The 25015-nt window shown below is 53.8% G+C and carries 26 protein-coding genes and 1 tRNA gene; 17 read left to right on the top strand and 10 right to left on the bottom strand.

Annotated elements, in window-relative coordinates:
- Positions 1-6: 6 nt before the first annotated feature.
- On the bottom strand, positions 7-1131 hold the full coding sequence (gene anmK / locus HV242_RS09595) for an anhydro-N-acetylmuramic acid kinase (RefSeq protein ID WP_020884330.1): 1125 nt from the start codon (positions 1129-1131) through the stop codon (positions 7-9).
- 255 nt (positions 1132-1386) lie between these two features.
- Between anmK and slyB the strand changes: the two genes are divergently transcribed.
- Together slyB and HV242_RS09585 are read left to right on the top strand one after the other, a co-directional pair.
- Positions 1387-1854, top strand: coding sequence for an outer membrane lipoprotein SlyB (gene slyB, locus HV242_RS09590; RefSeq protein WP_014169789.1), 468 nt, complete (start codon positions 1387-1389; stop codon positions 1852-1854).
- 235 nt (positions 1855-2089) lie between these two features.
- Positions 2090-3451, top strand: a complete 1362-nt coding sequence (locus HV242_RS09585; protein WP_047744553.1) for a sensor domain-containing diguanylate cyclase — start codon at positions 2090-2092, stop codon at positions 3449-3451.
- Between the two features lie 36 nt (positions 3452-3487).
- Here the strand turns inward: HV242_RS09585 and slyA are convergent, their stop codons facing one another.
- Positions 3488-3928, bottom strand: a complete 441-nt coding sequence (gene slyA, locus HV242_RS09580) for a transcriptional regulator SlyA (RefSeq protein ID WP_014169785.1) — start codon at positions 3926-3928, stop codon at positions 3488-3490.
- A gap of 186 nt (positions 3929-4114) precedes the next feature.
- Here slyA and HV242_RS09575 point away from each other — a divergent pair, with 186 nt between their 5' ends.
- The 3 genes from HV242_RS09575 to HV242_RS09565 are packed head-to-tail and all read left to right on the top strand — an operon-like array spanning position 4115 to position 7247.
- Complete coding sequence (locus HV242_RS09575) at positions 4115-4351, top strand: DUF1656 domain-containing protein (RefSeq protein ID WP_020884333.1); 237 nt, start codon at positions 4115-4117, stop codon at positions 4349-4351.
- Positions 4352-4353: 2 nt separating this feature from the next.
- Positions 4354-5214 carry an efflux RND transporter periplasmic adaptor subunit gene (locus tag HV242_RS09570; RefSeq protein ID WP_050736692.1) on the top strand — a complete coding sequence of 287 codons (861 nt, stop codon included), beginning with the start codon at positions 4354-4356 and terminating at the stop codon, positions 5212-5214.
- Positions 5214-7247, top strand: coding sequence for an FUSC family protein (locus HV242_RS09565; RefSeq protein WP_050736691.1), 2034 nt, complete (start codon positions 5214-5216; stop codon positions 7245-7247). Before HV242_RS09570 ends, HV242_RS09565 begins: the two co-directional genes overlap by 1 nt.
- On the opposite strand, the gene sodC is transcribed toward HV242_RS09565, so the two are convergent.
- The 3 genes from sodC to HV242_RS09550 form a co-directional block, all read right to left on the bottom strand.
- Positions 7226-7744, bottom strand: coding sequence for a superoxide dismutase [Cu-Zn] SodC (gene sodC, locus HV242_RS09560; protein ID WP_044866241.1), 519 nt, complete (start codon positions 7742-7744; stop codon positions 7226-7228). The two genes, HV242_RS09565 and sodC, sit on opposite strands and share 22 nt — an antisense overlap.
- A 79-nt stretch (positions 7745-7823) precedes the next feature.
- Positions 7824-8720: an aldo/keto reductase gene (locus HV242_RS09555; RefSeq protein WP_044866239.1), complete on the bottom strand. Its 897-nt coding sequence runs from the start codon at positions 8718-8720 to the stop codon at positions 7824-7826.
- A 48-nt stretch (positions 8721-8768) separates the two neighbouring features.
- Positions 8769-9008, bottom strand: coding sequence for a DUF1289 domain-containing protein (locus HV242_RS09550; RefSeq protein ID WP_020884337.1), 240 nt, complete (start codon positions 9006-9008; stop codon positions 8769-8771).
- A gap of 149 nt (positions 9009-9157) precedes the next feature.
- On the opposite strand from HV242_RS09550, the gene eptA reads away from it, so the two are divergent.
- The 5 genes from eptA (at position 9158) to rnt (ending at position 13830) form a co-directional block, all read left to right on the top strand.
- The gene (eptA, locus tag HV242_RS09545; protein ID WP_050736690.1) at positions 9158-10783 is read left to right on the top strand and encodes a phosphoethanolamine transferase EptA; all 1626 of its coding nucleotides are present in this window, start codon (positions 9158-9160) and stop codon (positions 10781-10783) included.
- A gap of 41 nt (positions 10784-10824) precedes the next feature.
- Positions 10825-11424 (top strand): TetR/AcrR family transcriptional regulator, encoded by a 600-nt coding sequence (locus tag HV242_RS09540; protein ID WP_044866238.1) that lies wholly within the window; start codon positions 10825-10827, stop codon positions 11422-11424.
- A gap of 53 nt (positions 11425-11477) precedes the next feature.
- A complete protein-coding gene (nemA, locus tag HV242_RS09535) occupies positions 11478-12575 on the top strand; it encodes an alkene reductase (protein WP_020884339.1) in 1098 nt (365 codons plus the stop codon).
- A 100-nt stretch (positions 12576-12675) separates the two neighbouring features.
- Positions 12676-13083 carry a lactoylglutathione lyase gene (gloA, locus tag HV242_RS09530; protein WP_020884340.1) on the top strand — a complete coding sequence of 136 codons (408 nt, stop codon included), beginning with the start codon at positions 12676-12678 and terminating at the stop codon, positions 13081-13083.
- A gap of 96 nt (positions 13084-13179) precedes the next feature.
- On the top strand, positions 13180-13830 hold the full coding sequence (gene rnt, locus HV242_RS09525) for a ribonuclease T (protein WP_025204356.1): 651 nt from the start codon (positions 13180-13182) through the stop codon (positions 13828-13830).
- A gap of 45 nt (positions 13831-13875) precedes the next feature.
- Here rnt and grxD read toward each other — a convergent pair whose 3' ends face one another.
- Positions 13876-14223, bottom strand: a complete 348-nt coding sequence (gene grxD, locus HV242_RS09520) for a monothiol glutaredoxin 4 (protein WP_003832760.1) — start codon at positions 14221-14223, stop codon at positions 13876-13878.
- A 339-nt stretch (positions 14224-14562) separates the two neighbouring features.
- Here grxD and HV242_RS09515 point away from each other — a divergent pair, with 339 nt between their 5' ends.
- Both HV242_RS09515 and sodB read left to right on the top strand, forming a co-directional pair.
- Positions 14563-15336 carry a C40 family peptidase gene (locus HV242_RS09515; protein ID WP_014169773.1) on the top strand — a complete coding sequence of 258 codons (774 nt, stop codon included), beginning with the start codon at positions 14563-14565 and terminating at the stop codon, positions 15334-15336.
- Positions 15337-15458: 122 nt separating this feature from the next.
- The gene (gene sodB, locus HV242_RS09510; protein ID WP_020884341.1) at positions 15459-16040 is read left to right on the top strand and encodes a superoxide dismutase [Fe]; all 582 of its coding nucleotides are present in this window, start codon (positions 15459-15461) and stop codon (positions 16038-16040) included.
- Positions 16041-16078: 38 nt separating this feature from the next.
- On the opposite strand, the gene HV242_RS09505 is transcribed toward sodB, so the two are convergent.
- Both HV242_RS09505 and cydH read right to left on the bottom strand, forming a co-directional pair.
- A complete protein-coding gene (locus HV242_RS09505) occupies positions 16079-17245 on the bottom strand; it encodes an MFS transporter (protein WP_014169771.1) in 1167 nt (388 codons plus the stop codon).
- A 163-nt stretch (positions 17246-17408) separates the two neighbouring features.
- Positions 17409-17498 (bottom strand): cytochrome bd-I oxidase subunit CydH, encoded by a 90-nt coding sequence (cydH, locus tag HV242_RS09500; protein WP_032670423.1) that lies wholly within the window; start codon positions 17496-17498, stop codon positions 17409-17411.
- Positions 17499-17795: 297 nt separating this feature from the next.
- On the opposite strand from cydH, the gene purR reads away from it, so the two are divergent.
- Positions 17796-18821: an HTH-type transcriptional repressor PurR gene (gene purR, locus HV242_RS09495; protein ID WP_014169769.1), complete on the top strand. Its 1026-nt coding sequence runs from the start codon at positions 17796-17798 to the stop codon at positions 18819-18821.
- A 16-nt stretch (positions 18822-18837) separates the two neighbouring features.
- Here the strand turns inward: purR and punR are convergent, their stop codons facing one another.
- Complete coding sequence (punR, locus tag HV242_RS09490; RefSeq protein ID WP_050736689.1) at positions 18838-19749, bottom strand: DNA-binding transcriptional activator PunR; 912 nt, start codon at positions 19747-19749, stop codon at positions 18838-18840.
- 115 nt (positions 19750-19864) lie between these two features.
- Here punR and punC point away from each other — a divergent pair, with 115 nt between their 5' ends.
- Entirely contained in the window at positions 19865-21064 is a 1200-nt protein-coding gene (gene punC, locus HV242_RS09485; protein ID WP_050736688.1) for a purine nucleoside transporter PunC, read from the top strand.
- 299 nt (positions 21065-21363) lie between these two features.
- Positions 21364-22512: a cyclopropane fatty acyl phospholipid synthase gene (cfa, locus tag HV242_RS09480; protein WP_014169766.1), complete on the top strand. Its 1149-nt coding sequence runs from the start codon at positions 21364-21366 to the stop codon at positions 22510-22512.
- Between the two features lie 28 nt (positions 22513-22540).
- Here cfa and HV242_RS09475 read toward each other — a convergent pair whose 3' ends face one another.
- Entirely contained in the window at positions 22541-23182 is a 642-nt protein-coding gene (locus HV242_RS09475) for a riboflavin synthase (RefSeq protein WP_020884345.1), read from the bottom strand.
- 225 nt (positions 23183-23407) lie between these two features.
- Here HV242_RS09475 and mdtK point away from each other — a divergent pair, with 225 nt between their 5' ends.
- Together mdtK and HV242_RS09465 are read left to right on the top strand one after the other, a co-directional pair.
- A complete protein-coding gene (mdtK, locus tag HV242_RS09470; RefSeq protein WP_014169764.1) occupies positions 23408-24781 on the top strand; it encodes an MdtK family multidrug efflux MATE transporter in 1374 nt (457 codons plus the stop codon).
- A gap of 153 nt (positions 24782-24934) precedes the next feature.
- Positions 24935-25011 (top strand) — tRNA-Val (locus HV242_RS09465).
- The last annotated feature ends 4 nt before the right edge of the window (positions 25012-25015 follow it).

The raw sequence follows: 25015 nt of genomic DNA, 5'->3' as shown, positions 1-25015 counted from the left end.
TTTCAGTTAACTCTGATTATGACGCGGATTCGCCGGGAAAATGGCCCCGAGGACGCTGGCCTCACGTGCGCCAGTCACCGACGGCAAATTGCCCGGAAGCCCGGCAATGGTGCGCCAGGCAAGCCAGGCAAAGGCCAGCGCTTCCATATCATCGCCGCTGATGCCGGCTTCATCGGTGGTCGTCACCTCGGTACCCGGCAATAACCCGGCAAGACGTGCCATCACCAACGGGTTACGGCTGCCGCCGCCGCACACCAGCAGGCGTTCGCATCCACCGCTGAGAAGAACCTGTTCCGATATCGAAACCGCCGTTAACTCGGCGAGCGTCGCCTGGACATCCTGCGGTGCAAGCGCCGGGAACTGCGCCAGCTGACGTTCGAGCCAGCCATAGTTGAAATATTCGCGCCCCGTGCTTTTGGGCGCCGGTAAAGCGAAGTACGGATCGCTTAGCATGGACTGCAACAGCGGGATGATCACTTTGCCTTCGCTGGCCCACTGCGCGTCTTTATCATACGCCTGACCACGCTGACGCCAGATCCAGGCATCCATCAGCATGTTACCCGGGCCGGTGTCATAGCCGCGTACGGGTTGATCCGGGATAAGCAGAGACAGGTTGGCGATACCGCCAATGTTCAGCACCATTCGGCGCTCTGTCGGATGGGTCAACAATGCCTGATGAAAAGCGGGCACCAGTGGCGCACCCTGCCCGCCAAGCGCAATATCGCGACGCCGAAAATCACCGACTACGGTCACGCCCGTCTTCGCCACAATCTGGTTGTTGTCGCCGATTTGCAGGGTATGCGGTGCATCGCCGACCGGCTCATGCCAGACCGTTTGTCCGTGACAGCCGATGGCGACGACATCCTGCGGGCGAAGCTTTTCTTTATGCATCAGGGCCAGTACCGCATCGGCAAACAGCGCCCCCAGCCGCACATCAAGCTGACCAAGCTGAGAAAGCGTCAGTTGCTGCCCCTGACAGACACTGAGAATGTCCTCTTTCAGCGCCAGGGGGATAGGCCAGGTCAGGCTCGCCTGCTGTGCCACCATGTTTTCATCAATAGCGGCCAGAACGACGTCTACGCCATCCAGACTGGTACCCGACATCACACCAATGTAGCGACCCGATTTCATGCGCTTTCCTTACGTTGCGTGGGCTAATGCTCTCCACTCAACCATAAACAGCGCCGGTTTGCTATCCGGCGATAATATTTTTTAACAATCTCAGACAGGTAACCTGCCGGGTGCCCGTTTATGTCTCGTTAAGTTAAATTCAAGTACAATTTTCTTATTGTTAGTGCAAAGATATGAACTATGGCCCCTTATGCCATATAATTTAGCCATAACGGATGCCCGCCATCGGGCGTTTTTGGTGAACAGGAGATTCAAATGATTTTACGTGTACTGGGCGTTTCGCTGATCGGTTTAACCCTTGCAGGCTGTGTGAATGACAGTTCACTTTCTGGCGACGTGTACAGCGCTTCTGAAGCCAAACAGGTTCAGAGCGTCACTTACGGTACCGTTGTTAACGCACGCCCTGTACAAATTCAGGGTGGCGATGACAGCAACGTGATGGGTGCCATCGGCGGTGCTGTGCTGGGTGGCTTCCTCGGTAATACCGTAGGCGGTGGCACGGGCCGTTCGCTGGCCACGGCAGCAGGTGCCGTTGCGGGTGGTGTTGCAGGCCAGGGCGTTCAGGGTGCAATGAACAAAAGCCAGGGCGTAGAACTGGAAATCCGTAAAGATGACGGCAGCACCATCATGGTAGTACAGAAACAAGGTAATACCCGTTTCTCTGCCGGCCAGCGCGTTGTTCTGGCGAGCAACGGAAGCCAGGTCACCGTTTCTCCACGCTAATTCAAACTGGATGTGGTCATCAGACCACATCCATTTAGCATATCCATTTAGCAAATCCAGTAAACAAATCTGTTTACATATAATATAATAATCAGCAATATATTTACAAAAAACATTCCCGCCATGAATCATTAAGCGCGGTATATCTTGTTCCTGCGCAAAGTATTTACTCTCCACGCCTGTTACTCTCTTTCTTACTTTACATTTTTTAATTTTATTATTCCGTCAAATCCCTATGCTTGCACTACAACGATATTTTAAGAACCCTTATATTACATTCTGTTTTGGATGCATCGTCGTCGTTGGAATATTACAAGGTCTCTTTGTAAAACTGGTTGAATTAGTCCCTTCATTCTCACCGCTGCTATTCCCGACACTTACCATATTTTTGCTGGTATTCCACCTGTTTATTGCCTGCTTCATGGTCATGAAATACTGGTGTGACAGACGGCGGTTGTACCTTATCGCCCTCGCCTCGGCCTTCGCCGGTTCGACGATGCTGATGGCCGGTACCCTGTCCAGCTTCCCGTCATGGCTGGATCTCTATCAGTTCAATGTTGTCGACTATAACGACGCCATGATCTTCTTTATGTTCCGTCATATTCTTATGGCGGTGCTGATAATAGTCTCAGCCTTGCTCTATTCTATTCGGGATTATCCCCTTTCACGCCCCGCGCATATTGCCGTGGTTATCGGTACAATGCTGTTTACGGTTTCTATGGTCGCCCTGGCCTGGTTCTGCTCCAGCCACTCGGCACTGATAACGCTGGATCTGGTGGATAATGAAACCCGGCAATTTATGGTTCTCTGGAGCCAGGTCATAAATATCTTTTTGATTCTTCTCTGGGTTGTGGCGTTAGCAACGTTAATGACGATTACCCGGGTGCGGAATCTTTTTTGGGTTGGCGGTAATTTCTTATGTGTTTGTTATGTCCTGACGCTCTCATTACTGTTAGCCGGCGGGCATGCTGAGGACACGTCCTGGTATCACGCTCGCTTATTCGAAACCGTGGCGACGCTGATGATTATTTTTGTCCTGCTGTACGACGTCTTTAACCTCTATCGCGACTCGCACATAAAGTATCAGCAGTCTTATCAGAACTCGATCCGCGACCCGCTGACGCGCCTCTACAACCGCAGTTATTTTTACGACGCCTTAAATCAGGCACTCAGCATCAGCAAAGCCAACCACCCTGTGTCGGTTATCGTCAGCGACCTCGACCGTTTTAAGCGCATCAACGACTGCTACGGCCATCTGCAGGGAGACAAAGTATTGCAGTTTGTCGCCAACCTGCTGATGGATTCCGTCCGCCCGCAGGACATCGCGGCACGTATTGGTGGGGAAGAATTTGTCCTGATGCTGACCAATACTTCGTCGGAAGCAGCGTACCAGGTGGCTGAACGCATACGGCTAAAGCTGAGCAGTTTTGATAAGGTCAGCAGCGGAGGTCAGTTACCTGAATCCATCACGATTAGCATGGGGGTGTTTACCGCCACCTCTCCGACGACGACCGCTGAAGCGTGCGTGGAGAATGCTGACAAGGCGATGTATGAAGCGAAAGAGACCGGACGTAACCGTGTCGTTGTGTCGAGGTAAAAAAAGGCCTTGCTGCTGCAAGGCCTTGTGATGGTCTCAGTCGCGTGACTGCAGCTCATGGATGTTCTGCTCAAGGCGCCCAATGAGGCTGATGAGCAGTTCAAGCTCTGCGGGTGAAACCCCGGAAAGGATTTCGCCGCGCGTTTTGGTGATAACGGCTTCCATTTCAGTAATGATAGGTGCCGCTTTCTCAGTGAGCTTAATCCGCTTAGCGCGACGATCGCTGGCGCAGGTTTGCCGGGAGATGAGTCCTTTCTCTTCCAGTTGGTCAAGCGTACGTACCAGTGACGGTTGCTCAATGCCGATCGCTTTTGCCAGTTGAATTTGTGACTGGTCGGGTGGCAGCTGATGAATGTTATGCAGCGTGACCCAGTGCGTCTGTGTCAATTCCAGAGGTTTCAGGCGATGGTCAATCAGAGCACGCCAGACGCGTACCAACCTTGCCAGATCAGAACCTAATGGCGATTCCAATTTCATCTCCTTATAATTAGCTTGCTAAGTTATTATACTGATTTTAGAATAGTGTGCAGCATTTGTATTGGCAAAACAAATGCAATACTGCATTCATCGAACTTAAAAGGATGACTTACACTGAATTGTGATGTTCCATCAGATTAAGACTCGCCCTCGCGGCATTTTGTTCACTGCAAAGGATCTCTGCCCGTGACGTTTTTTCAAAGCTCCGTGGGACTCCCCCTTCAGGACCTGATTTTCGGTGCGTCAGTCTACTTTCCGCCCTTGTTTAAGGCCGTCCTGGTCGGCTTTATGATTTGGCTCATAGCCCATCGCCTGCTTCGCGACTGGATGTACTCCGGCGAGATTTGGCACCCCATGTTAATGGACCTCTCCCTGTTTGCCCTTTCCGTATGCCTGGGCCTTGCTGTCTTGATTGTGTGGTGAATATGCCCCTGAAAACGCTGAAGTACTTTTCCACGCTGATTGTTCTTGCCCTGGCCCTGGTTGCCGGGTGGTGGCTCTGGAATTTTTATATGCAGTCACCCTGGACACGTGACGGCAAAGTGCGGGCTGAACAGGTCAGCATTACCCCACAGGTATCGGGCAGCATTACGACGCTTGTTGTGAAAGATAACCAGTACGTTAAAAAGGGTGACGTGTTATTCCGTATCGACGACACCCCCTATCATATTGCGATCCTTAACGCCCAGGCACAGCTGGCGAAGGCCCAGTCTGATTTAGCAAAAGCCAATAACGAAGCCAATCGCCGCCGGCATTTGTCGCGCAATTATATTTCCGCAGAAGATTTAGATACTGCCAATATCAACGTTAAGGCCATGCAGGCGAGCGTGAACGTCGCGGAGGCTACGCTCAAACAGGCGCAGTGGGAGCTGACACAAACCGTTATTACCGCGCCAGTCGATGGATGGATCACCAACCTGTCAGCCCGCGTGGGGAATTATGCCACCGCCGGGCAACCCGTTTTCGCCCTTGTCGACAGCCACTCGTTCTATGTGGTGGGTTATTTTGAAGAGACCAAGCTTCGCCATATTCGCGAAGGGTCTCCCGCTACCATTACGCTTTACAGCGGCTCGCAAAAGTTACAGGGTCACGTCTCCAGCATTGGCCGCGCCATTTACGATCAGAGTGTTGAAATGGATTCAGGCCTGGTACCGGACATCAAACCGAACGTGCCGTGGGTGCGTCTGGCCCAGCGCGTACCGGTTCGTGTGGAGTTTGACCGTTTACCGCAGGACATGACGCTGGTCTCCGGCACAACCTGCACTGTCGCCATCGGGACCCGTTGATGAACCTGCAGGCCCTCTCCTGGCGAAATACGCCGTGGATGAAAGCGACACGTCCGCAGTGGCGCTATGCGCTGCGTAATGGCATTGCGATGTGTCTGGCGCTGACTGTTGCCTATTACCTCAACCTTGATCAGCCCTACTGGGCAATGACCTCTGCCGCGGTGGTGAGTTTCCCCACCGTCGGCGGGGTGATCAGCAAGAGTCTTGGACGTATTGCCGGCAGCCTGTTGGGTGCCACTGCAGCGTTAATCATTGCAGGTCATACGCTGAACGATCCGTGGCTTTTTTTGTTGAGCATGGCGATATGGCTGGGCTTTTGTACCTGGGCCTGCGCGCACTTTACGAATAACGTTGCCTATGCCTTCCAACTGGCCGGCTATACCGCCGCCATTATCGCCTTTCCGGTGGTGAATGTGCTCGATACCACCGAGCTGTGGGACATCGCTCAGGCGCGCGTCTGCGAAGTGATTGTCGGTATTCTGAGCGGCGGTTTCATGATGATGATACTGCCGAGCACCTCCGATGGCACCGCGCTTATTACCGCCCTGAAGACCATGCATACCCGTTTACTGGAGCACGCAAGCCTGCTCTGGCAACCGGATACCAACGACGACATCCGTCTTGCGCACGAAAAGGTGATCGGCCAGATCCTGACCATGAATCTGTTACGCATTCAGGCCTTCTGGAGCCACTATCGCTTTCGTCGTCAGAACACCCTGCTGAACTATCTGTTGCATCAGCAGCTGCGTATGACCAGTTCAATCTCCAGCCTGCGCCGGATGCTGCTCAACTGGCCCACGCCCCCTGCACATACGCGCGCCGTAATTGAAACGCTGCTCGCGGCGCTTGCACGCCCGGATGCCGACATCTACACCGTCGCGAAGATTATCGCCCCGCTCGCGCCAGTAGATGAGTACGATTACCGTCACCGCGCCTTCTGGCAGCGTCTCAACTATTTTTGCCGGTTGTATCTGCGCAGCAGCCGCTGGATTAACGCCGTGGAAAATGCCACCCCGGTCACCGAGTTCGCTGTCCCCGGTAGCCCGGCGCTGGCACGACACACAGACTCGATGGAGGCACTGTGGAGCGGTTTTCGTACCTTTTGCGCGCTCACGCTGGTTGGCGCGTGGAGTATCACCACCCAGTGGGAGTCAGGCCCTGCGGCCCTGACGCTTGCTGCTATCAGCTGCGTGCTGTACTCCGTCGCCGCGTCACCGTTCAACTCCCTCACGCTGCTGCTGCGCACCCTGGTGCTGCTCTCGCTGTTTAGTTTTGCCGTGAAGTTTGGGTTGATGGTGCAGATAAGCGACCTGTGGCAGTTCCTTCTGTTCCTGTTCCCGCTGTTAACCACCATGCAGCTGCTAAAGCTGCAAATGCCCAAACTCGCGGGGCTGTGGGGACAGCTGATTGTATTTATGGGCTCGTTTATCTCCGTCACTAACCCGCCGGTTTATGACTACGCCGATTTTCTCAATGACAATCTGGCGAAGATCCTTGGCGTTGGGCTGGCGTGGCTGGCATTTGCGGTGTTACGTCCGGGTTCAGATGCGCGCAAGAGTCGCCGGCATATCCGCGAGTTACGCAGAGGTTTTGTCGACCAGTTGAGTCGAAAACCGCATTTACATGAAAGTGAGTATGAATCGCTGGTCTATCACTATGTCAGCCAGCTCAATAACAGCCAGGACTCCCTTTCGCGCCGCTGGCTGTTGCGCTGGGGCGTGGTGCTGTTGAACTGCTCTCACGTGGTCTGGCAACTTAGGGCATGGGAAACACGGTCCGACCCGCTGTCGCAGGTTCGTGATGTCTGCATCACCCTGCTACGCGATGTCATGAGCGAACGCGGTGTCCAGCAGCGTCCACTGGAAACCACGCTTGCTGAACTTCAGCGAATTTGCGATACCCTTGCGCACCACCACTCGCCTGCAGCACGAGATTTAGCCTCGATAATCTGGCGCCTGCACTGCTCACTGTCGCAGCTGGAACAGGCACCGGCTCCGGGTACAATTGGGGATCACATCACCCCGCAGGCATAGCGAGCCCCGCCACCGCCAAGCGGTTTTGGCTGATCGGACATATTGTCGCCGCCGACATGGATCATCAGCGCCTTGCCTTTCACTTCATCCAGCTTTTTCAGCCGCGGCGCGACGACGGGATCCGTGGCTTTGCCGTCGTTATTCACCACCAGCACCGGCAAATCGCCCAGATGTCCCATACCGTCAGGACCTTCATGCTTACCGGTATGTTGTGGGTCGAGGTGGCCGCCTGCCGCCTCCGCAGCCGAGGCTTTACCCTCTTTTAATGCGGGCTGACAGCTACCGTGAGCATGGACATGGAAACCATGTTCGCCAGGAGGAAGGGCTTTGAGATTGGGCGCGAATTCCAGTCCCTTGTCGGTTTCAGTGATTTTCACCGTGCCGATGGACTGACCTACACCCTGAGAGGTGACGAGATTCATTTCCACTTCATCACTGGCCGCCTGCGCACCTGCACAGACCACCAGCGTGACGAGAGCCAGAGTAAAACGCTTCATATGACCTCCACGGGTTGTTTTTTGCCCCTTAAGTTTATACCAGGGGCAAAGATTTCACCGGAAAGTCACGTTTTACCGGTTACGGGACGTCGTAACCCAGCGCCGCTTTGCGGATGCGGAACCACTGCTGACGGGTCATCTGCAACTCTTCCGCGGCAATGGCGGCGCGTACGCGTTCAATTTTGCCCGAGCCAATGATTGGCAGTGGTTTTGACGGCAAACGCAGGATCCACGCGTACACCACCTGTTCGATGCTCCTGGCATTCAGTTCGCGGGCAATGGTCTCAAGCTCAGTGCGCAGCGGCTGGAATTCATCATCATTAAACAGGCGTCCACCGCCCAGACACGACCACGCCATCGGACGGATACGCAACTGCTGGAGCTGATCGAGCGTGCCATCCAGCAGCAGCGGCTGATGAACCGGAGAAATTTCAACCTGGTTGGTGGCCAGGGTAAACGGCAGACGAGACTGCAGCAGCGCAAACTGTGCAGGGGTAAAGTTTGATACGCCGAAATGACGCACTTTGCCGCTTTGATGCAGATTCAGAAACGCTTCGGCCACCTCATCGGCATCCATCAACGGATCGGGGCGGTGGATCAGTAGCAGATCGATATGATCGGTCGCCAGGTTAACCAGCGACTGTTCGGCGCTCTTAATGATGTGCGCGCTGTCGGTAATGTAATGGCCGAGGGCATGCTCCGGTTTTGCCGTCGTGGCAATCCCGCATTTGGTGACGATCTCCATGCGTTCGCGTAACGCAGGAACCAGTTTGAGTGCCTCGCCGAACGCGGCTTCACACTGATAGCCGCCGTAAATATCAGCGTGATCGACCGTGGTGATCCCTAAGTCGAGATGCTCTTCAATAAAGCTTGCCAGCTGGAGGGGGGACATATTCCAGTCCATAAGGCGCCAGTAGCCCATCACAAAGCGGGAGAATTCTGGCCCCTGGGGGGCAAGGGTAATTCGCTGAACCATAACATTTTCCTCAAGGACGTGATGTCATGAGTATACGCAATTACCGTGTTAAAACAGTGAAGGTTGCTGGGGTTCTTCGGTGTCACCGGCTTTGTTTGCGCGTATTTTGCGCAGAAGTCGCTGTCGACAGAGACGGAGCACCTCCTGTTTCTGCGTGTCGCTGAAGTGTTGCCAGTTAAAACGCTCATCGCGCGTGCGCATGCAGCCACGGCAATATCCGCGTTCATCCACCTGACAAATACCCCGGCACGGGCTCTGGATGGGGAAAAACTCCAGTTGCTCTGCCACACTCACCTCCCGATAACGACTATCACCTACAGTGAAGACGCTAAACGTCCCGCGTGCAAGGGCTTTACCACAGTTTTGTGGCATTAAGGTTTCACTAATCTTCGTTCTCTATACTCGCCCCATCATTAAAATTGCAGGTTTTCTGATCGATGTGGCTAATCAAAAAGTTACAATGTAACGATATAAAATTTACTCTGGGCTGTGCACTTTTCTTTACCGTATTAAACGCGCTGTTTATTCAGCGTAGCTGGGCAATTATCGCGCCCGCGCATATCCATGACGTCCTCTTTGCCGCGTCCGTTCCACTGGTGCTGTTTTGCGGCTGGGTCATTGTTTTTAGTCTGCTTAATATCCCGTTTATCCGTAAGCCGCTGCTGATTGTCTTGACCGTCGGATGCGCCGCCGCGACCTACTTTATGTATACCTACGGCGCGGTTATCGATCAGAACATGATTGTTAACGTGTTCGAAACCAACTCTCAGGAAGCCACCGCCCTGGTGACGCCGCAGATGATCCTGTGGATTGTCGTTGCCGGTCTTGTTCCGTCCGTGGTGCTGGCCATGATCCGCATTCGCACCGGGAAATGGTGGTACGCCCTGCTGACCCGTTTTGCCGCAATGCTCGGCGCCCTGCTGGTTATCATCCTCATCGCCGCCCTGTTTTATAAAGACTACGCGTCGCTGTTTCGCAATAACAAAAGCATCGTCAAAATGGTGACCCCCGCAAACTATGTCAGCGCGATGGTCAAATACAGCAAAATGCGCTGGTTTGCAGGCGATCAAACGCTGGTCCGAATCGGTGAAGATGCCCATAAAGGGCCGCTGATTGCAGGCCAACAAAAGAAAACCGTTCTGGTGCTGGTCATCGGTGAAGCGTCACGCGCCGCGAACTACTCGTTGAATGGCTACGGGCGTGAAACAAACCCCGAGCTGAAAAAGCAGGATGTGATTAACTTCCCGCAGGCCTCCTCCTGCGGCACCGAAACAGCCGTCTCCGTGCCCTGCATGTTCTCCGGTATGACACGCAGTAAATACGATGCCGATCTGGCCCATCACCAGGAAGGGTTGCTGGATGTGCTCGCCCATGCGGGGATCAATATGCTGTGGCGTGACAATGATGGCGGTTGTAAAGGCGCCTGCGATCGCGTTCCCCATACCGACATGACCCAGTGGAAACTCGATCAGTTCTGCAAAGACAACTCCTGCATTGACGATGTGAACTTCACCCGTCTGGACAATGTTCTGGATGGCCTGAAGCAAGACTCCGTACTGGTCATCCACCTGATGGGCAGCCACGGCCCGGCATACTATCGCCGTTATCCGGATAATTTCCGCAAATTTACGCCAACCTGCGATACCAATGAAATTCAGGATTGCGATCACCAGGCGCTGATGAATACCTATGACAACACCATCCTGTATACCGACAGCATGGTCAGCAAAACCATCGATGCCCTGAAAGCGCGTCAGGCGAGCATGAATACCGCCCTGATTTACCTTTCGGATCACGGGGAATCGCTGGGCGAAAGCGGGATTTATCTGCACGGCACGCCGTATCTGCTGGCACCAGAGCAACAAACGCACATTCCGTTTATGTTCTGGTTATCACCAGACTATGCGAAAAATTTCGGCGTCAACGCGCAGTGTTTACGTGACCATGCAGCAAAAAATGCGGTTTCGCAGGACAATTTGTTCTCTACCGTATTGGGTATGATGGACATTAAATCAAAGGTTTATCAACAGCAGCTGGATATTCTGCACGCATGTCGCCACTGAACACGCTTGCAATAGACCGAACGGTCTATTAGAGTGCGGCCATGAGCAGAAATACAGAACACGATACCCGAGAACATTTACTGGCGACCGGCGAGCGACTTTGCATGCATCGCGGGTTCACCGGTATGGGGTTGAGCGAGTTATTAAAAACCGCTGAGGTACCGAAGGGGTCGTTTTATCACTACTTCCGGTCCAAAGAGGCGTTTGGCGTGGCAATGCTGGAGCGGCACTATGCCAGCTACCATCAGCGCCTGGCAGCGCACTTTGCCACGGGCGAAGGTAATTATCGCGATCGTGTTCTGCACTTCTATCAGGAAACGCTGAACCAGTTCTGTCAGCAGGGCATCATCAGCGGTTGCCTGACGGTAAAACTTTCTGCCGAAGTGTGCGATCTTTCAGAAGATATGCGCACAGCAATGGATAAAGGGGCCCGCGGGGTTATCGCCCTCATGGCACAGGCGCTGGAGAAAGGCCGCGATGAAAAAACGCTGACTTTTCCCGGCGAACCTTTAACCCAGGCGCAGGTTTTATACGCCCTCTGGTTAGGCGCGAACCTGCAGGCCAAGATTTCACGCAGTGCGGTGCCGCTTGAAAGCGCACTGGCACATGTAAAAAGCAGCATTGCTACGCCTCGCGTATAGCAGGCGTTTTTATTTACGTAATTACTAGACGACTGGTCTACTCAGGAGCCTTTATGTCCGCTGAAAAATTATTTACCCCCTTGAAAGTGGGTGCCGTTACCGCGCCAAACCGTGTGTTCATGGCCCCGCTTACCCGTCTGCGCAGCATTGAGCCGGGTGATATCCCTACCCCGTTGATGGGTGAATATTACCGTCAGCGCGCAAGCTCTGGCCTGATCATCACCGAGGCCACTCAGATTTCTGCTCAGGCTAAGGGTTACGCTGGCGCACCAGGTCTGCACAGCCCGGAACAGATTGCCGCGTGGAAAAAAATCACGGCTGGCGTTCACGCTGAAGAGGGTCGTATTGCCGTCCAGCTGTGGCATACCGGTCGTATCTCTCACAGCAGCATCCAGCCTGGCGGTCAGGCACCGGTTTCCGCCTCTGCCCTGAGCGCGAACACCCGCACCTCTCTGCGTGATGAAAACGGCAATGCGATCCGCGTTGATACGTCTATGCCGCGCGCTCTTGAACTGGACGAGATCCCGGGGATTGTTAACGATTTCCGCCAGGCCGTGGCGAATGCGCGTGAAGCCGGCTTCGACCTGGTTGAACTGCACTCCGCGCATGGCTATCTGCTGCACCAGTTCCTGTCACCGTCCTCTAACCATCGTACCGACCAGTACGGCGGCAGCGTTGAAAACCGTGCGCGCCTGGTGCTGGAAGTGGTGGATGCCGTATGTCAGGAGTGGAGCCCGGATCGCATTGGTATCCGCGTTTCCCCGATTGGTTCTTTCCAGAACGTTGATAACGGCCCGGACGAAGAAGCGGATGCCCTTTATCTGATTGAAGAGCTGGCAAAACGGGGTATCGCGTATCTGCATATGTCCGAGCCAGACTGGGCCGGTGGTCAGCCTTACACTGAAGCCTTCCGTCAGAAAGTACGCGAACGCTTCCACGGTGTGATCATCGGTGCAGGTGCATATACCCCTGAGAAAGCTGAAGATCTGATTAGCAAAGGTTTGATCGACGCCGTTGCATTTGGTCGCGATTTTATCGCTAACCCTGATCTGGTCGCCCGTCTGCAGCAGAAAGCCGCGCTGAACCCTCAGCGTCCGGAAAGCTTCTACGGCGGCGGCGCTGAAGGTTATACCGACTACCCTACCCTGTAATCTCTTCATTGCTCATTGATAGCGGCGACCTTTCGCCGCTATACTAAAACATCGTTTCTGTTCAAATAGATATTCTATTCCATTGGTTAATGAGGAAATTATGCGCCTACTTCACACCATGCTGCGCGTTGGCGATCTGCAACGTTCTGTCGATTTCTACACTAACGTACTGGGTATGAAACTGCTGCGCACCAGCGAAAACCCGGAATATAAATACTCGCTGGCGTTTGTGGGTTACGGCCCGGAAACGGACGAAGCGGTCATCGAATTGACCTACAACTGGGGCGTGGACAGCTATGAACTGGGCACCGCTTATGGTCATATCGCGCTGGAAGTGGACAACGCAGCCGAAGCCTGTGAACGTATTCGCAGCAACGGCGGTAACGTGACGCGCGAAGCTGGCCCGGTCAAAGGCGGCACCACCGTGATCGCGTTTGTTGAAGATCCGGACGGCTACAAAATCGAGCTGATTGAAGCCAAAGACGCTGGTCGCGGTCTGGGCAACTGATCCCGCAGGGCGCAACATGCGCCCGTACTTTTACTGCATCCCCATCCAAAATTTGCCATAATGCGCACTGCTTTTTTCCCCATGTAAGAGACCCTGATGTCCGATAACGCTCAATTTAGCGGTCTGTGCGACCGTTTTCGTGGTTTTTATCCTGTTGTGATCGATGTTGAAACAGCCGGATTTAACGCTAAAACCGATGCGCTGCTTGAAATTGCCGCCATCACGCTGAAGATGGATGAACAGGGATGGCTTACACCGGACACCACGCTGCATTTCCACGTTGAACCGTTTGAAGGGGCCAACTTACAGCCCGAGGCGCTGGCCTTTAACGGCATCGATCCGCATAACCCGCTGCGTGGTGCGGTAAGTGAATATGACGCGCTGCACGCCATTTTTAAAATGGTGCGTAAAGGCATGAAAGAGAGCAACTGCAGCCGCGCCATTATGGTGGCGCATAACGCCACGTTCGATCACACCTTTACGATGGCCGCAGCCGAGCGCGCGTCGCTCAAGCGTAACCCTTTCCACCCGTTTGTGACCTTCGATACCGCGGCACTGAGCGGTCTGGCGTTGGGACAAACGGTATTATCAAAGGCCTGTATTACGGCAGGCATTGAGTTTGACGGTACGCAGGCGCATTCCGCACTTTATGACACCGAGCGGACGGCGGAGCTGTTTTGCGAAATTGTGAACCGCTGGAAGCGTCTGGGTGGCTGGCCGCTGCCGATGGGTGACAATGAAGAATAAAAAAAAGCGACCTCATGAGGTCGCTTTTTTGTCTTCGCAGATAACTTACTCCGCGTCTGGCTCTTCCGTTTTGTACTTCGCAGCCGTTTCTTTGATCAGCTGCTGCAGTTCGCCGCGCTGATACATTTCGATCAGGATATCGCAACCGCCGACCAGCTCACCGTCTACCCACAGCTGTGGGAACGTCGGCCAGTTAGCGTATTTAGGCAGCTCAGCGCGGATGTCCGGGTTCTGCAGGATATCAACGTAAGCAAAACGCTCACCACAGGCAGACAGCGCCTGAACCGCTTGCGCGGAGAAGCCACAGCTTGGCAGCTTCGGAGAACCTTTCATATACAGCAGAATCGGGTTTTCAGCGATCTGGCGCTGGATTTTTTCAATAGTGGTGCTCATGTCTTGCTTCCTTTAACTTCTGTTACGGCATTCGTCTGTCATTGTAGCGGTTCAGACTGCCATCGGAAAATAACATTTTTGTCACGTCTTTCTTATTTTACCGCGAGTGATGAAAAGTTGCATTGCAAATGGTGTTTAACCCTGCGGCACTCAGGGTTTTGTTTAGGGAGTGAACAATAGTGCGACAGATTGATGAATTTTTTTGCACTTGCTAACGAAACAGGATTGTAGATTGAAAAATGCTATTAACTTATCGGGTTTTTATAGATTAGAATCGACAGGCTTTGTAAATCATTCGCGGGTATTATTGATGACCTGCATTTATCAGGGGACTGCCCAGTGGCGCGGATAAATAAAATCTCGATCACGCTCTGTGCTTTACTGTTTACAACACTCACTTTCACGCCAGTGGCGAACGCCTCTCAACAGGCGCGGCACTCTGCTGTACAAAAAACGCATCTGGCCAAAACCACAGACCGTAAGAAAAAAACCACCAGCAAGAACGACAAGAAAAAGACCACCACCCAGACTAAAAAGACCGCCTCCAGCAAGACGAAAACAAAACCTTCCCGCACTGCCCACGCAACCAAAAGCAAAGCCTCGCAAACTGCAGCTAATCTCGTGACGGAAAAATGCATCCCCCGCAAAGGTCATAAAGCGAAATGCACGAAGGTCACGAAAATAGCGGAAGTGCATAAGGTTCGCGTACAGAAAGCGCAAAAAACGGCGTTGAACAAACTGATGGGGCAGATTGGCAAACCCTATCGCTGGGGCGGCAGCTCACCGCGTACCGGTTTCGACTGCAGCGGCCTCGTCTATTACGCCTATAAAGATCTGGTGAAGTTCCGAATTCCACGTACCGCCAATGAGATGTATCACCTGCGCGACGCGTCACCGGTCAACCGCGGTGAACTGGAGAATGGCGATCTCGTCTTCTTCCGCACTCAGGGGCGCGGCACGGCTGACCACGTTGGCGTATATGTAGGCAACGGGAAATTTATCCAGTCCCCACGTAGCGGCCAGGACATCCAGATAACCTCTCTCAGTGAAGACTACTGGGTACGTCACTATGTCGGCGCACGCCGCGTGATGACGCCAAAAACCATTCGCTAACCCCTGCCCTGCCACAGCCGTGGCAGGGTAAGTTCCTCTTTTGCATACCCTTTCAATTTGCTATCCTGTCCCTGTTGTCTGTGTGGTTATTGGCAACATAAAAAACAATAAGGAGAGAAGCAATGTCGTTCGAATTACCTGCACTACCATATGCAAAAGACGCCCTGGCCCCGCACATTTCTGCGGAAACCCTGGAGTATCACTACGGCAAACATCACCAGACGTACGTCACCAATCTGAACAACCTGATCAAGGGCACCGATTTTGAAGGCAAAACGCTGGAAGAGATCGTCCGCAGTTCAGAGGGCGGTGTCTTTAACAATGCCGCTCAGGTGTGGAACCACACCTTCTACTGGCACTGCCTGGCACCGAATGCAGGCGGCGAACCTACGGGTGAACTGGCTGGCGCGATTAACGCGGCATTTGGCAGCTTTGCTGATTTTAAAGCGAAGTTTACGGATGCTGCAGTCAAGAACTTCGGTTCTGGCTGGACGTGGCTGGTGAAAGACGCGGATGGCAAACTGGCTATCGTTTCCACCTCGAACGCGGGTACGCCACTGACCACCAGCGCAACGCCGCTGATGACCGTGGACGTCTGGGAACACGCTTACTACATTGATTACCGTAACGCGCGCCCGAACTACCTGGAGCACTTCTGGGCACTGGTTAACTGGGCGTTTGTGGCGAAGAACTTCGCCGCGTAAGAGACACGCAGAAGGGGTTGCCCTTCTGCGTTTTTTCATTATTCAGCAGCGCACGCTGCTTCCGGCTGTTTACGGCCAGACATCATCACTAACAGCAGGCCGAGCGCGGCAATTATCGCCCCCATCACCGGCACAAAGCTGTATCCCAGGCCACCAGAAATGACGGCACCACCGGCAGCGGCACCGAGCGCATTGCCAAGGTTAAACGCGCCAATATTAACCGACGACGAGAGACCCGGCGCCTCATGAGCAACGCGCATCACGCGCATCTGCAACGGCGGAACCACGGCAAAGGTCGCAGCCCCCCAGACAACCATCGCCATCGCCGCCCCGACTTCATTACGCGCCAGCCACGGAATGGCGATCATGATGACAATCAGCAGCGTTAAAAAACCTTTCAGCGTCCCGCTCACGGAACGATCGGCGAATTTCCCGCCGAGATAGTTGCCTATAGAGAACCCGACACCAATCAGCACCAGCATCGCGGTCACAAAGAGAGGCGTCGCGTGGGTGATATCGTGCAACACCGGTGAAATATAGGTGTACAGGGTAAACATGGCGCCCGCCCCCAGTACGGTGGTCAACAGCGCGGAGAGCACCTGCGGGCGCATCAGTACCGACAGCTCTTTGCGGACATCAGGACGTTCACCAGCGCTGCCTTTCGGCAAGGAGAAGTACAACGCCACCATGGCGATAACACCCAGCACAGCCGTCGCCAGGAACGACATGCGCCAGCCGATCGCCTCACCCAGCCAGGTTGCGGCAGGTACACCGCCAATGTTGGCAATCGTCAGACCCATAAACATGGTTGCCACGGCACTCGCCTGCTTGTGTTTTGGCACTACGCTTGCGGCCACAACCGATCCCAGCCCAAAGAACGCGCCGTGGTTAAGGCTGGTCAGAATGCGGGACAACATCAGGGTGGTGTAATCCGGAGCAATGGCGGAGAGCACGTTGCCCAGCGTAAATATCGCCATCAGGAAAATCAGCGCATTGCGGCGCGCGCGGTGTGAAAGCAGAAGCGTCATGAGCGGTGCCCCCACCATCACGCCAATGGCGTAGGCGCTGATGAGCATCCCGGCCGCCGGGATAGAAACATCCACGCCCCGGGCGATAACAGGCAGTAACCCCATCGGGGAGAATTCAGTGGTGCCAATCCCAAAAGCGCCAATCGCCAGGGCAAGCAGGGGAAAATTGATTTTCATGCGTCAACTCCGGATGCCGTGTCATGTCGTGACACAGAACAAAGAAGCCGAAAGCATGACATCAATCACAAAAAATGAGAAGTTAACAAATTGGCAAAAGATTTTTGCCGCAGGCGTAACAATCAGGAAAACTGAGAGGGAGAGAGCTCTCCCTCCGTGTAAATCAGTGCAATGCAGCCGTCAGACCCGCCGCAACAATCAGAGCCAGTACAATAACGGTGGTCACCAGCGAAAACTTCAGATCGTAGCTCATCAATTTTTCTCCTTTTAATCTCCCCACGAAAAGTGAGCCTGCTCATTTTTACACAGTTTAGTTCAAAAATCTTCCTGGATTTAAACTGATAACCACTTTAGCTCTTCCCCTTTTCATCAAGATAGGACAAAATTCCACGCTAAATTTATTAGCGTACCGGCCATTGACCCCCTCCTGACGTCCTGTGTCGTTTTCCCGGCGTGCCGCAATTCAAGATTGCGTGATAAGGGTGAGAGAAGGCAAACGTTTACCTTCAAGTTTTTCAGGAGTTTAGGATATGGTCTGGAGTGACATTTAATGGCAACAATTAAAGACGTAGCAAAACGCGCAAACGTTTCCACTACAACCGTATCACATGTAATTAACAAAACCCGCTTTGTGGCGGAAGAGACGCGCAACGCCGTCTGGGCGGCAATCAAAGAATTACACTATTCACCGAGTGCGGTGGCGCGCAGCCTCAAAGTTAATCACACCAAATCCATTGGTTTGCTGGCAACCAGCAGTGAAGCGGCCTATTTTGCCGAGATCATTGAAGCGGTCGAGAAAAACTGCTTCCAGAAAGGCTATACCCTGATTCTGGGCAACGCGTGGAACAGCATTGAAAAACAGCGCGCTTATCTCTCCATGATGGCGCAAAAGCGTGTGGATGGCCTGCTGGTGATGTGTTCAGAGTATCCGGAGTCCGTGCTTTCCATGCTGGAAGAGTACCGCCATATTCCTATGGTGGTCATGGACTGGGGCGAAGCACGTGCAGACTTCACCGACTCCGTCATCGATAACGCGTTTGAAGGCGGCTATATGGCAGGCCGTTATCTGATTGAACGCGGTCACCGCGAGATTGGTGTGATCCCGGGTCCACTGGAGCGCAACACCGGTGCCGGGCGTCTGGCCGGGTTTATGAAAGCAATGGAAGAGGCGCTGATTACCGTGCCGGAAAACTGGATCGTGCAGGGTGACTTTGAACCGGAATCCGGTTACCGCGCGATGCAGCAGATTGTCTCCCAGTCGCATCGCCCGACAGCCGTTTTCTGTGGCGGTGACATTATGGCGATGGGTGCTCTCTGTGCCGCCGATGAACTGGGTTTGCGCGTGCCGCAGGACATTTCCGTGATCGGGTATGACAACGTGCGCAACGCGCGCTTCTTTACCCCGGCGCTGACCACCATCCACCAGCCAAAAGACTCGCTGGGTGAAACGGCCTTCAATATGCTGATGGACAGGATCGTCAACAAGCGTGAAGAGTCTCAGTCCATTGAAGTTCACCCGCGTCTTATCGAACGCCGTTCCGTTGCGGATGGTCCGTTCCGCGACTATCGTCGTTAATCTTTTACGGGGCCAGTTATACTGGCTCCCGTAGCCATTCCCGGTTAAGCGTCTCACTGTCTCCCAGGTAATCCAGAAGCCAGGCCATTGCGGGCGACACATCATTTTGTTGCCAGGTGAGGCAACAGGCCGCATCCGGAAAAGGATTTTCCAGCATCAGTTCAACCCATTCACCGGTGTCGATTCGGGGCCGTGCAAAATGGCCAGGGACCATGGCAACGCACAGCCCGGCGCTGAGGCATGTTGCTGAGGATTCCCAGTCCGGCGCAACCACCCGTCGCTGGTTATCCAGCAGCCAGGTAATGCGTTTGGGCAACGAACGCGAGGTATCTTCCAGCACCAGCGAGGGCCAGTTACGGAGCGTTTCGTCGCTGAGCGGCCCGTCCAGGTCAGCCAGCGGATGATCGCTTGCCACCACACATTTCCAGTTGAGCATGCCCATGTCGCGAAAGGCAAAGCGTCCCCCAACCGGGATCGCCTGCGTGGCACCGATCGCCATCTCTGCCCTGCCATCCGCCAGCGCATCCCAGACGCCGTTAAACACTTCCTGGGATACCCGCAATTCGACATCCGAGAAATGGCGATAGAAATCGACAATCATTTGCCGGGTACGTTCCGGTTTTACGATGTTATCCACGGCAATCGAAAGATGTCCTCGCCAGCCGTTAGCGATCTGCTGACACTGTTCGCGGGTGATCTGCATTTTTTTGATAACAGAACGCCCTTCTTTCAAAAACCATGCCCCGGCGGGCGTTAATTCCACATCACGGTGACGCCGTTCAAACAGCGGAACGGCCAGCCATTCCTCAAGCTGACGCACCGTATAGCTGATTGCCGAGGGGACGCGGTGCAACTCCTGCGCTGCACCGCTAAAGCTGCCGTTGCGCGCAACAGCATCGACCACTTCAAGAGAATAATCTGACCACATTTTCTGCCTGCAAAAATTTTGAATGCACTCGCCAAATATTAGCGTTTCACAAGCTGCTTTGCACTCCCTACACTCTGCGCAAACATAGACCTGCCTCCCTCAGGAGAAAAAAACAATGCAACCCAGGAAAGGATTTTTAGTCTGGCTCGGTGGTTTAAGCGTGCTGGGCTTTTTAGCCACTGATATGTACCTGCCCGCCTTCGCCGCAATGCAGGAAGATTTACAGACCCCGGCGGCAGCCATCAGCGCCAGCTTGAGCTTATTCCTCGCGGGCTTTGCCTTCGCGCAGCTGCTCTGGGGGCCTCTCTCTGACCGCTTTGGCCGTAAACCGGTGCTGTTGCTGGGGCTGGCTATCTTTGCCGTCGGCTGTCTGGGAATGTTATGGGTACGCGATGCAACCTGGCTGCTGGTACTGCGCTTCGTGCAGGCCGTTGGCGTCTGTGCTGCCGCGGTGACCTGGCAGGCGCTGGTCACCGACTACTATCCGGCCAACCGTACAAACCGCATTTTCGCCACCATTATGCCGCTGGTAGGGCTTTCGCCTGCCCTCGCCCCGCTGCTCGGGAGCTGGATCCTGGCGCATTTCGACTGGCAGGCCATTTTCGCTACGCTGTTTGCCATCACGCTGGTCCTGATGATCCCGGCATTCACACTCAAAGCGGCACATAAGAAAGAGACGCCTGCTGACACGACACCGGTGACCTTCACCTCTCTGCTGAGCACCAAAGCGTACCGCGGTAATGTCCTGATTTATGCCGCCTGCTCGGCGAGTTTCTTCGCGTGGCTGACCGGTTCACCGTTCATTCTTCACGATATGGGTTACAGCCCGGCCGCCATTGGTCTGAGCTATGTCCCGCAGACCATCGCGTTTCTGGTCGGGGGCTATGGCTGTCGCGCGGCGCTGCAAAAATGGGAAGGTCAGCAGATGCTGCCCTGGCTGCTGGTGCTCTACGCGCTGAGCGTGATGGCCACCTGGGCTGTGGGCTTTATCCCGGGCGCCGGTCTGGCAGAAATTCTGATTCCATTCTGCGTGATGGCCGTGGCGAACGGTGCGATTTACCCTATCGTCGTAGCCCAGGCGTTACGTCCGTTCCCACAGGCAACAGGTCGTGCGGCCGCGCTTCAGAATACCCTGCAGCTGGGTCTGTGCTTCCTGGCAAGCCTGGTGGTCTCTGCGCTGATTGCCACGCCGCTCCTGACCACCACCAGCGTCATGCTGGTTACGGTTGCGCTGGCCCTTCTGGGATACCGTATGCAGTCTGCGGCACAACGTGAGCAGGATGACCGCGCAGAGGTGAAAACCTCGCATGCATAATCGCGCCAGAAATTATGTTAAATATCAGTGATTAGGTTGCTAAGAATTTTCTATTGAATCACCAAATTTTGAGGCCTATACTAAATTTGGTTCGATTAAATACGATAAATATTAAGTGTTAACGGGAGCCGGAGCGCTCCCGTTTTACCATGGAAGGCATTTCGGCAAGGGTTATCTCCCTTCCTCTGTTCTACGTCGGATACTAGCCTCACGGGGAAATACCGTGAGATTTCTCACAAACCATAAAAAGCGTCTACGCTGTTTGAAGGTTCTGATCACAGTAAGGTGATGGAGAAGCTATGAGTTCATCGTGTATAGAAGAAGTCAGCGTTCCGGACGATAACTGGTCCCGGATCGTCAGTGAACTGTTAGGTCGCGCAGGCATCACTATTAATGGATCTTCGCCATCCGATCCACAGGTTAAGCATCCCGACTTTTTTAAACGCGTATTGCGAGAGGGATCGTTAGGCCTGGGGGAAAGTTATATGGACGGCTGGTGGGAGTGTGAACGGCTGGATATGTTTTTCTCCAGCGTGTTACGCGCCGGTCTGGAAAACCAGCTCCCCCGCAATCTGAAAGATACATTACGTGTCGCCTCCGCCCGGCTGTTTAATCTGCAAAGCAAAAAACGGGCGTGGATCGTCGGCAAGGAGCATTACGACCTCGGTAATGACCTGTTCAGCCGCATGCTCGATCCTTTCATGCAATATTCCTGCGCCTACTGGAAAGAGGCCTCAACCCTTGAAGAAGCCCAGCAGGCTAAGCTGCGTCTGATTTGTGAAAAACTGCAGCTACAGCCGGGCATGCGTGTGCTGGATATCGGTTGTGGATGGGGTGGTCTGGCCTATTTTATGGCGAAGCATTATGGTGCCAGCGTGGTCGGTGTGACCATTTCAGCTGAACAGCAAAAAATGGCACGGGAGCGCTGCCAGGGCCTTGATGTGGATATTCGCCTTCAGGATTATCGCGACCTGAACGAGCAGTTTGATCGCATAGTCTCCGTCGGCATGTTCGAACACGTGGGGCCGAAAAACTATGACACCTACTTCAGCGTGGTGGACCGTAACTTGAAACCTGACGGCATCTTCCTGCTGCACACCATTGGTTCTAAGCGCACCGACAATAACGTCGATCCGTGGATCAACAAATACATCTTTCCGAATGGCTGTTTGCCGTCCGTTCGCCAGATTGCTAACGCCAGTGAACCTCATTTCATTATGGAAGACTGGCATAACTTTGGCGCGGATTATGACACCACGTTGATGGCATGGCATTCACGTTTCCAGGAAGCCTGGCCAGAAATTGCGGACAACTATTCTGAACGGTTTAAACGGATGTTCAGCTATTATCTCAATGCCTGCGCAGGCGCCTTTCGCGCGCGTGATATTCAACTTTGGCAGGTTGTTTTCAGCCGAGGGATAGAACACGGTTTGCGGGTCGCACGCTAAAAAAAACCCCGGATATCCGGGGTTCATTTTATTCTTCTTCTGCGGTCTTTATTATTGCGGCTTCTTTTGCCGCCAACAGCCGCTCAACGGTATCCACAACCGCCTGAGTCTGCGGATCGATTTCGATATTAACCCGATGCCCCAGTTTTTTCGCCCCCAGGGTTGTACGCTGGAGAGTTTCAGGAATTAAATGCACGCAGAAACGGGTCGGCGTCACTTCCCCAACCGTCAGGCTAATCCCATCAATACCAATAAATCCTTTATACAGGATGTATTTCATTAATGAAGGATCCTGCACTTTAAACCAGATTTGACGGTTATTTTCCGAGGTGACAATCTTCGCCACTTCCGCGGTGGTCATAATATGGCCTGACATCAGATGGCCGCCAATCTCATCGCTGAACCTGGCCGCACGCTCTACGTTTACGGTATCCCCTACCACCAGCTCGCCCAGGTTGGTGATGCGCAGCGTCTCTTTCATTAAATCAAAGCTAATCTGGTTCCCGTTAATTTCGGTTACCGTCAGGCAACAGCCGTTATGTGCAATCGAGGCGCCAGTTTCAATGCCATCAAGCATATATTCCGGAAGCTCAACCACATGAGTTCGGAAATTAGGTTTTTCATCAATGGACACCACTTTGGCGGTGCCCTGCACAATACCAGTAAACATGCTTACAACTCCTGTTTTTTCCGGACGGTGGTGACACCGTTTAATCCCACCACAATAACAGTTGGAAAAACAGGTTGCCAGCGGAGCGCATTTTGTGGCGATTTTTTCACTAGATAAATAGCTAAACCCCGCTACAATAGCTGGCACCCCCCTGCATTTTCTTCTTGCTGCCAGTTACGGCGGCCTTTTTAGTCTCTCAAATAACTAGAATATAAAGGTGTTCACGTGCAGAAGTACATGAATGAAGCGCGCCAGTTATTGGCACTGGCTATACCAGTGATCATCGCGCAAGTGGCCCAGACCGCAATGGGATTTGTGGATACGGTAATGGCGGGTGGCTACAGCGCCACCGATATGGCCGCCGTGGCAATAGGCACCTCGATCTGGCTTCCGGCCATCCTGTTTGGCCACGGCCTGCTGCTCGCCCTCACCCCAGTTATCGCTCAGCTTAATGGCTCAGGGCGACGTGAACGTATTGCCCATCAGGTTCGACAGGGGTTCTGGCTGGCAGGGTTTGTCTCCGTGCTGATAATGGTTGTGCTGTGGAATGCCGGTCATATCATCCGCGCCATGCATAATATTGACCCGGCTCTGGCTGACAAAGCCGTCGGCTATCTGCGAGCCCTGCTGTGGGGTGCGCCTGGCTATCTGTTCTTCCAGGTCGCGCGTAACCAGTGTGAAGGCCTGGCGAAAACCAAGCCCGGAATGGTAATGGGCTTTATCGGCTTGCTGGTGAATATTCCGGTGAACTACATCTTCATCTATGGTCACTTCGGTATGCCGGAGCTCGGCGGCGTCGGCTGCGGCGTGGCGACGGCTGCCGTCTATTGGGTGATGTTCTTCAGTATGATCTCCTATGTGAAACGTGCCCGTTCAATGCGCGATATCCGCAATGAACGTTCGTTCAGCACGCCAGACTGGAACATCATGACGCGTCTGGTGCAGTTAGGCCTGCCGATTGCACTGGCGCTGTTCTTTGAAGTGACGCTGTTTGCCGTGGTCGCCCTGCTGGTTTCTCCGCTCGGCATTGTGAACGTAGCCGGTCACCAGATTGCGCTGAACTTCAGTTCCCTGATGTTCGTATTGCCGATGTCGCTGGCCGCAGCGGTGACCATTCGCGTGGGCTTTCGTCTGGGGCAAGGTTCGACGCTGGATGCGCAAACGGCGGCCCGCACAGGGCTTGGCGTCGGTGTCTGTATGGCCATCTGTACGGCACTGTTTACCATCACGCTGCGTGAGCAAATTGCCCTGCTTTACAACGATAACCCGGAAGTGGTGGCCCTGGCCTCCCACCTGATGCTGCTTGCCGCGGTGTACCAGATCTCCGACTCCATACAGGTGATTGGCAGCGGCGTACTGCGTGGGTATAAAGATACGCGTTCGATCTTCTTTATCACCTTCATCGCTTACTGGGTGCTGGGTCTGCCGTGTGGTTATATCCTGGCGCTTACCGATCTGGTGGTTGACCGCATGGGGCCGGCAGGATTCTGGATGGGCTTTATCATCGGCTTAACCTCTGCGGCAATTATGATGATGCTGCGCATGCGCTTCCTGCAACGCCAGTCATCCTCGGTAATATTGCAACGCGCTGCACGTTAAATACGCAGTAGCCGCCAGCTGGCGGCTACTTTCTCTTCACTTTGCGCGGTAATAAAGCAATCGCGTGAAATCAGAGAGAAAAATGCATTTTCCCTCTTGCCTCAACGATGCTGTGCCGCTAATATTCGTCCCCGTTGTCACCGACAACACATTGCGTTCATAGCTCAGTTGGTTAGAGCACCACCTTGACATGGTGGGGGTCGTTGGTTCGAGTCCAATTGAACGCACCATTCT

This window comes from Enterobacter sp. RHBSTW-00593, from assembly GCF_013784105.1.
Taxonomy (GTDB): Bacteria; Pseudomonadota; Gammaproteobacteria; order Enterobacterales; family Enterobacteriaceae; genus Enterobacter; species Enterobacter ludwigii.
Note: the sequence above shows the minus strand (reverse complement) of the source record. Positions and strands in the feature narration are given on the sequence as shown.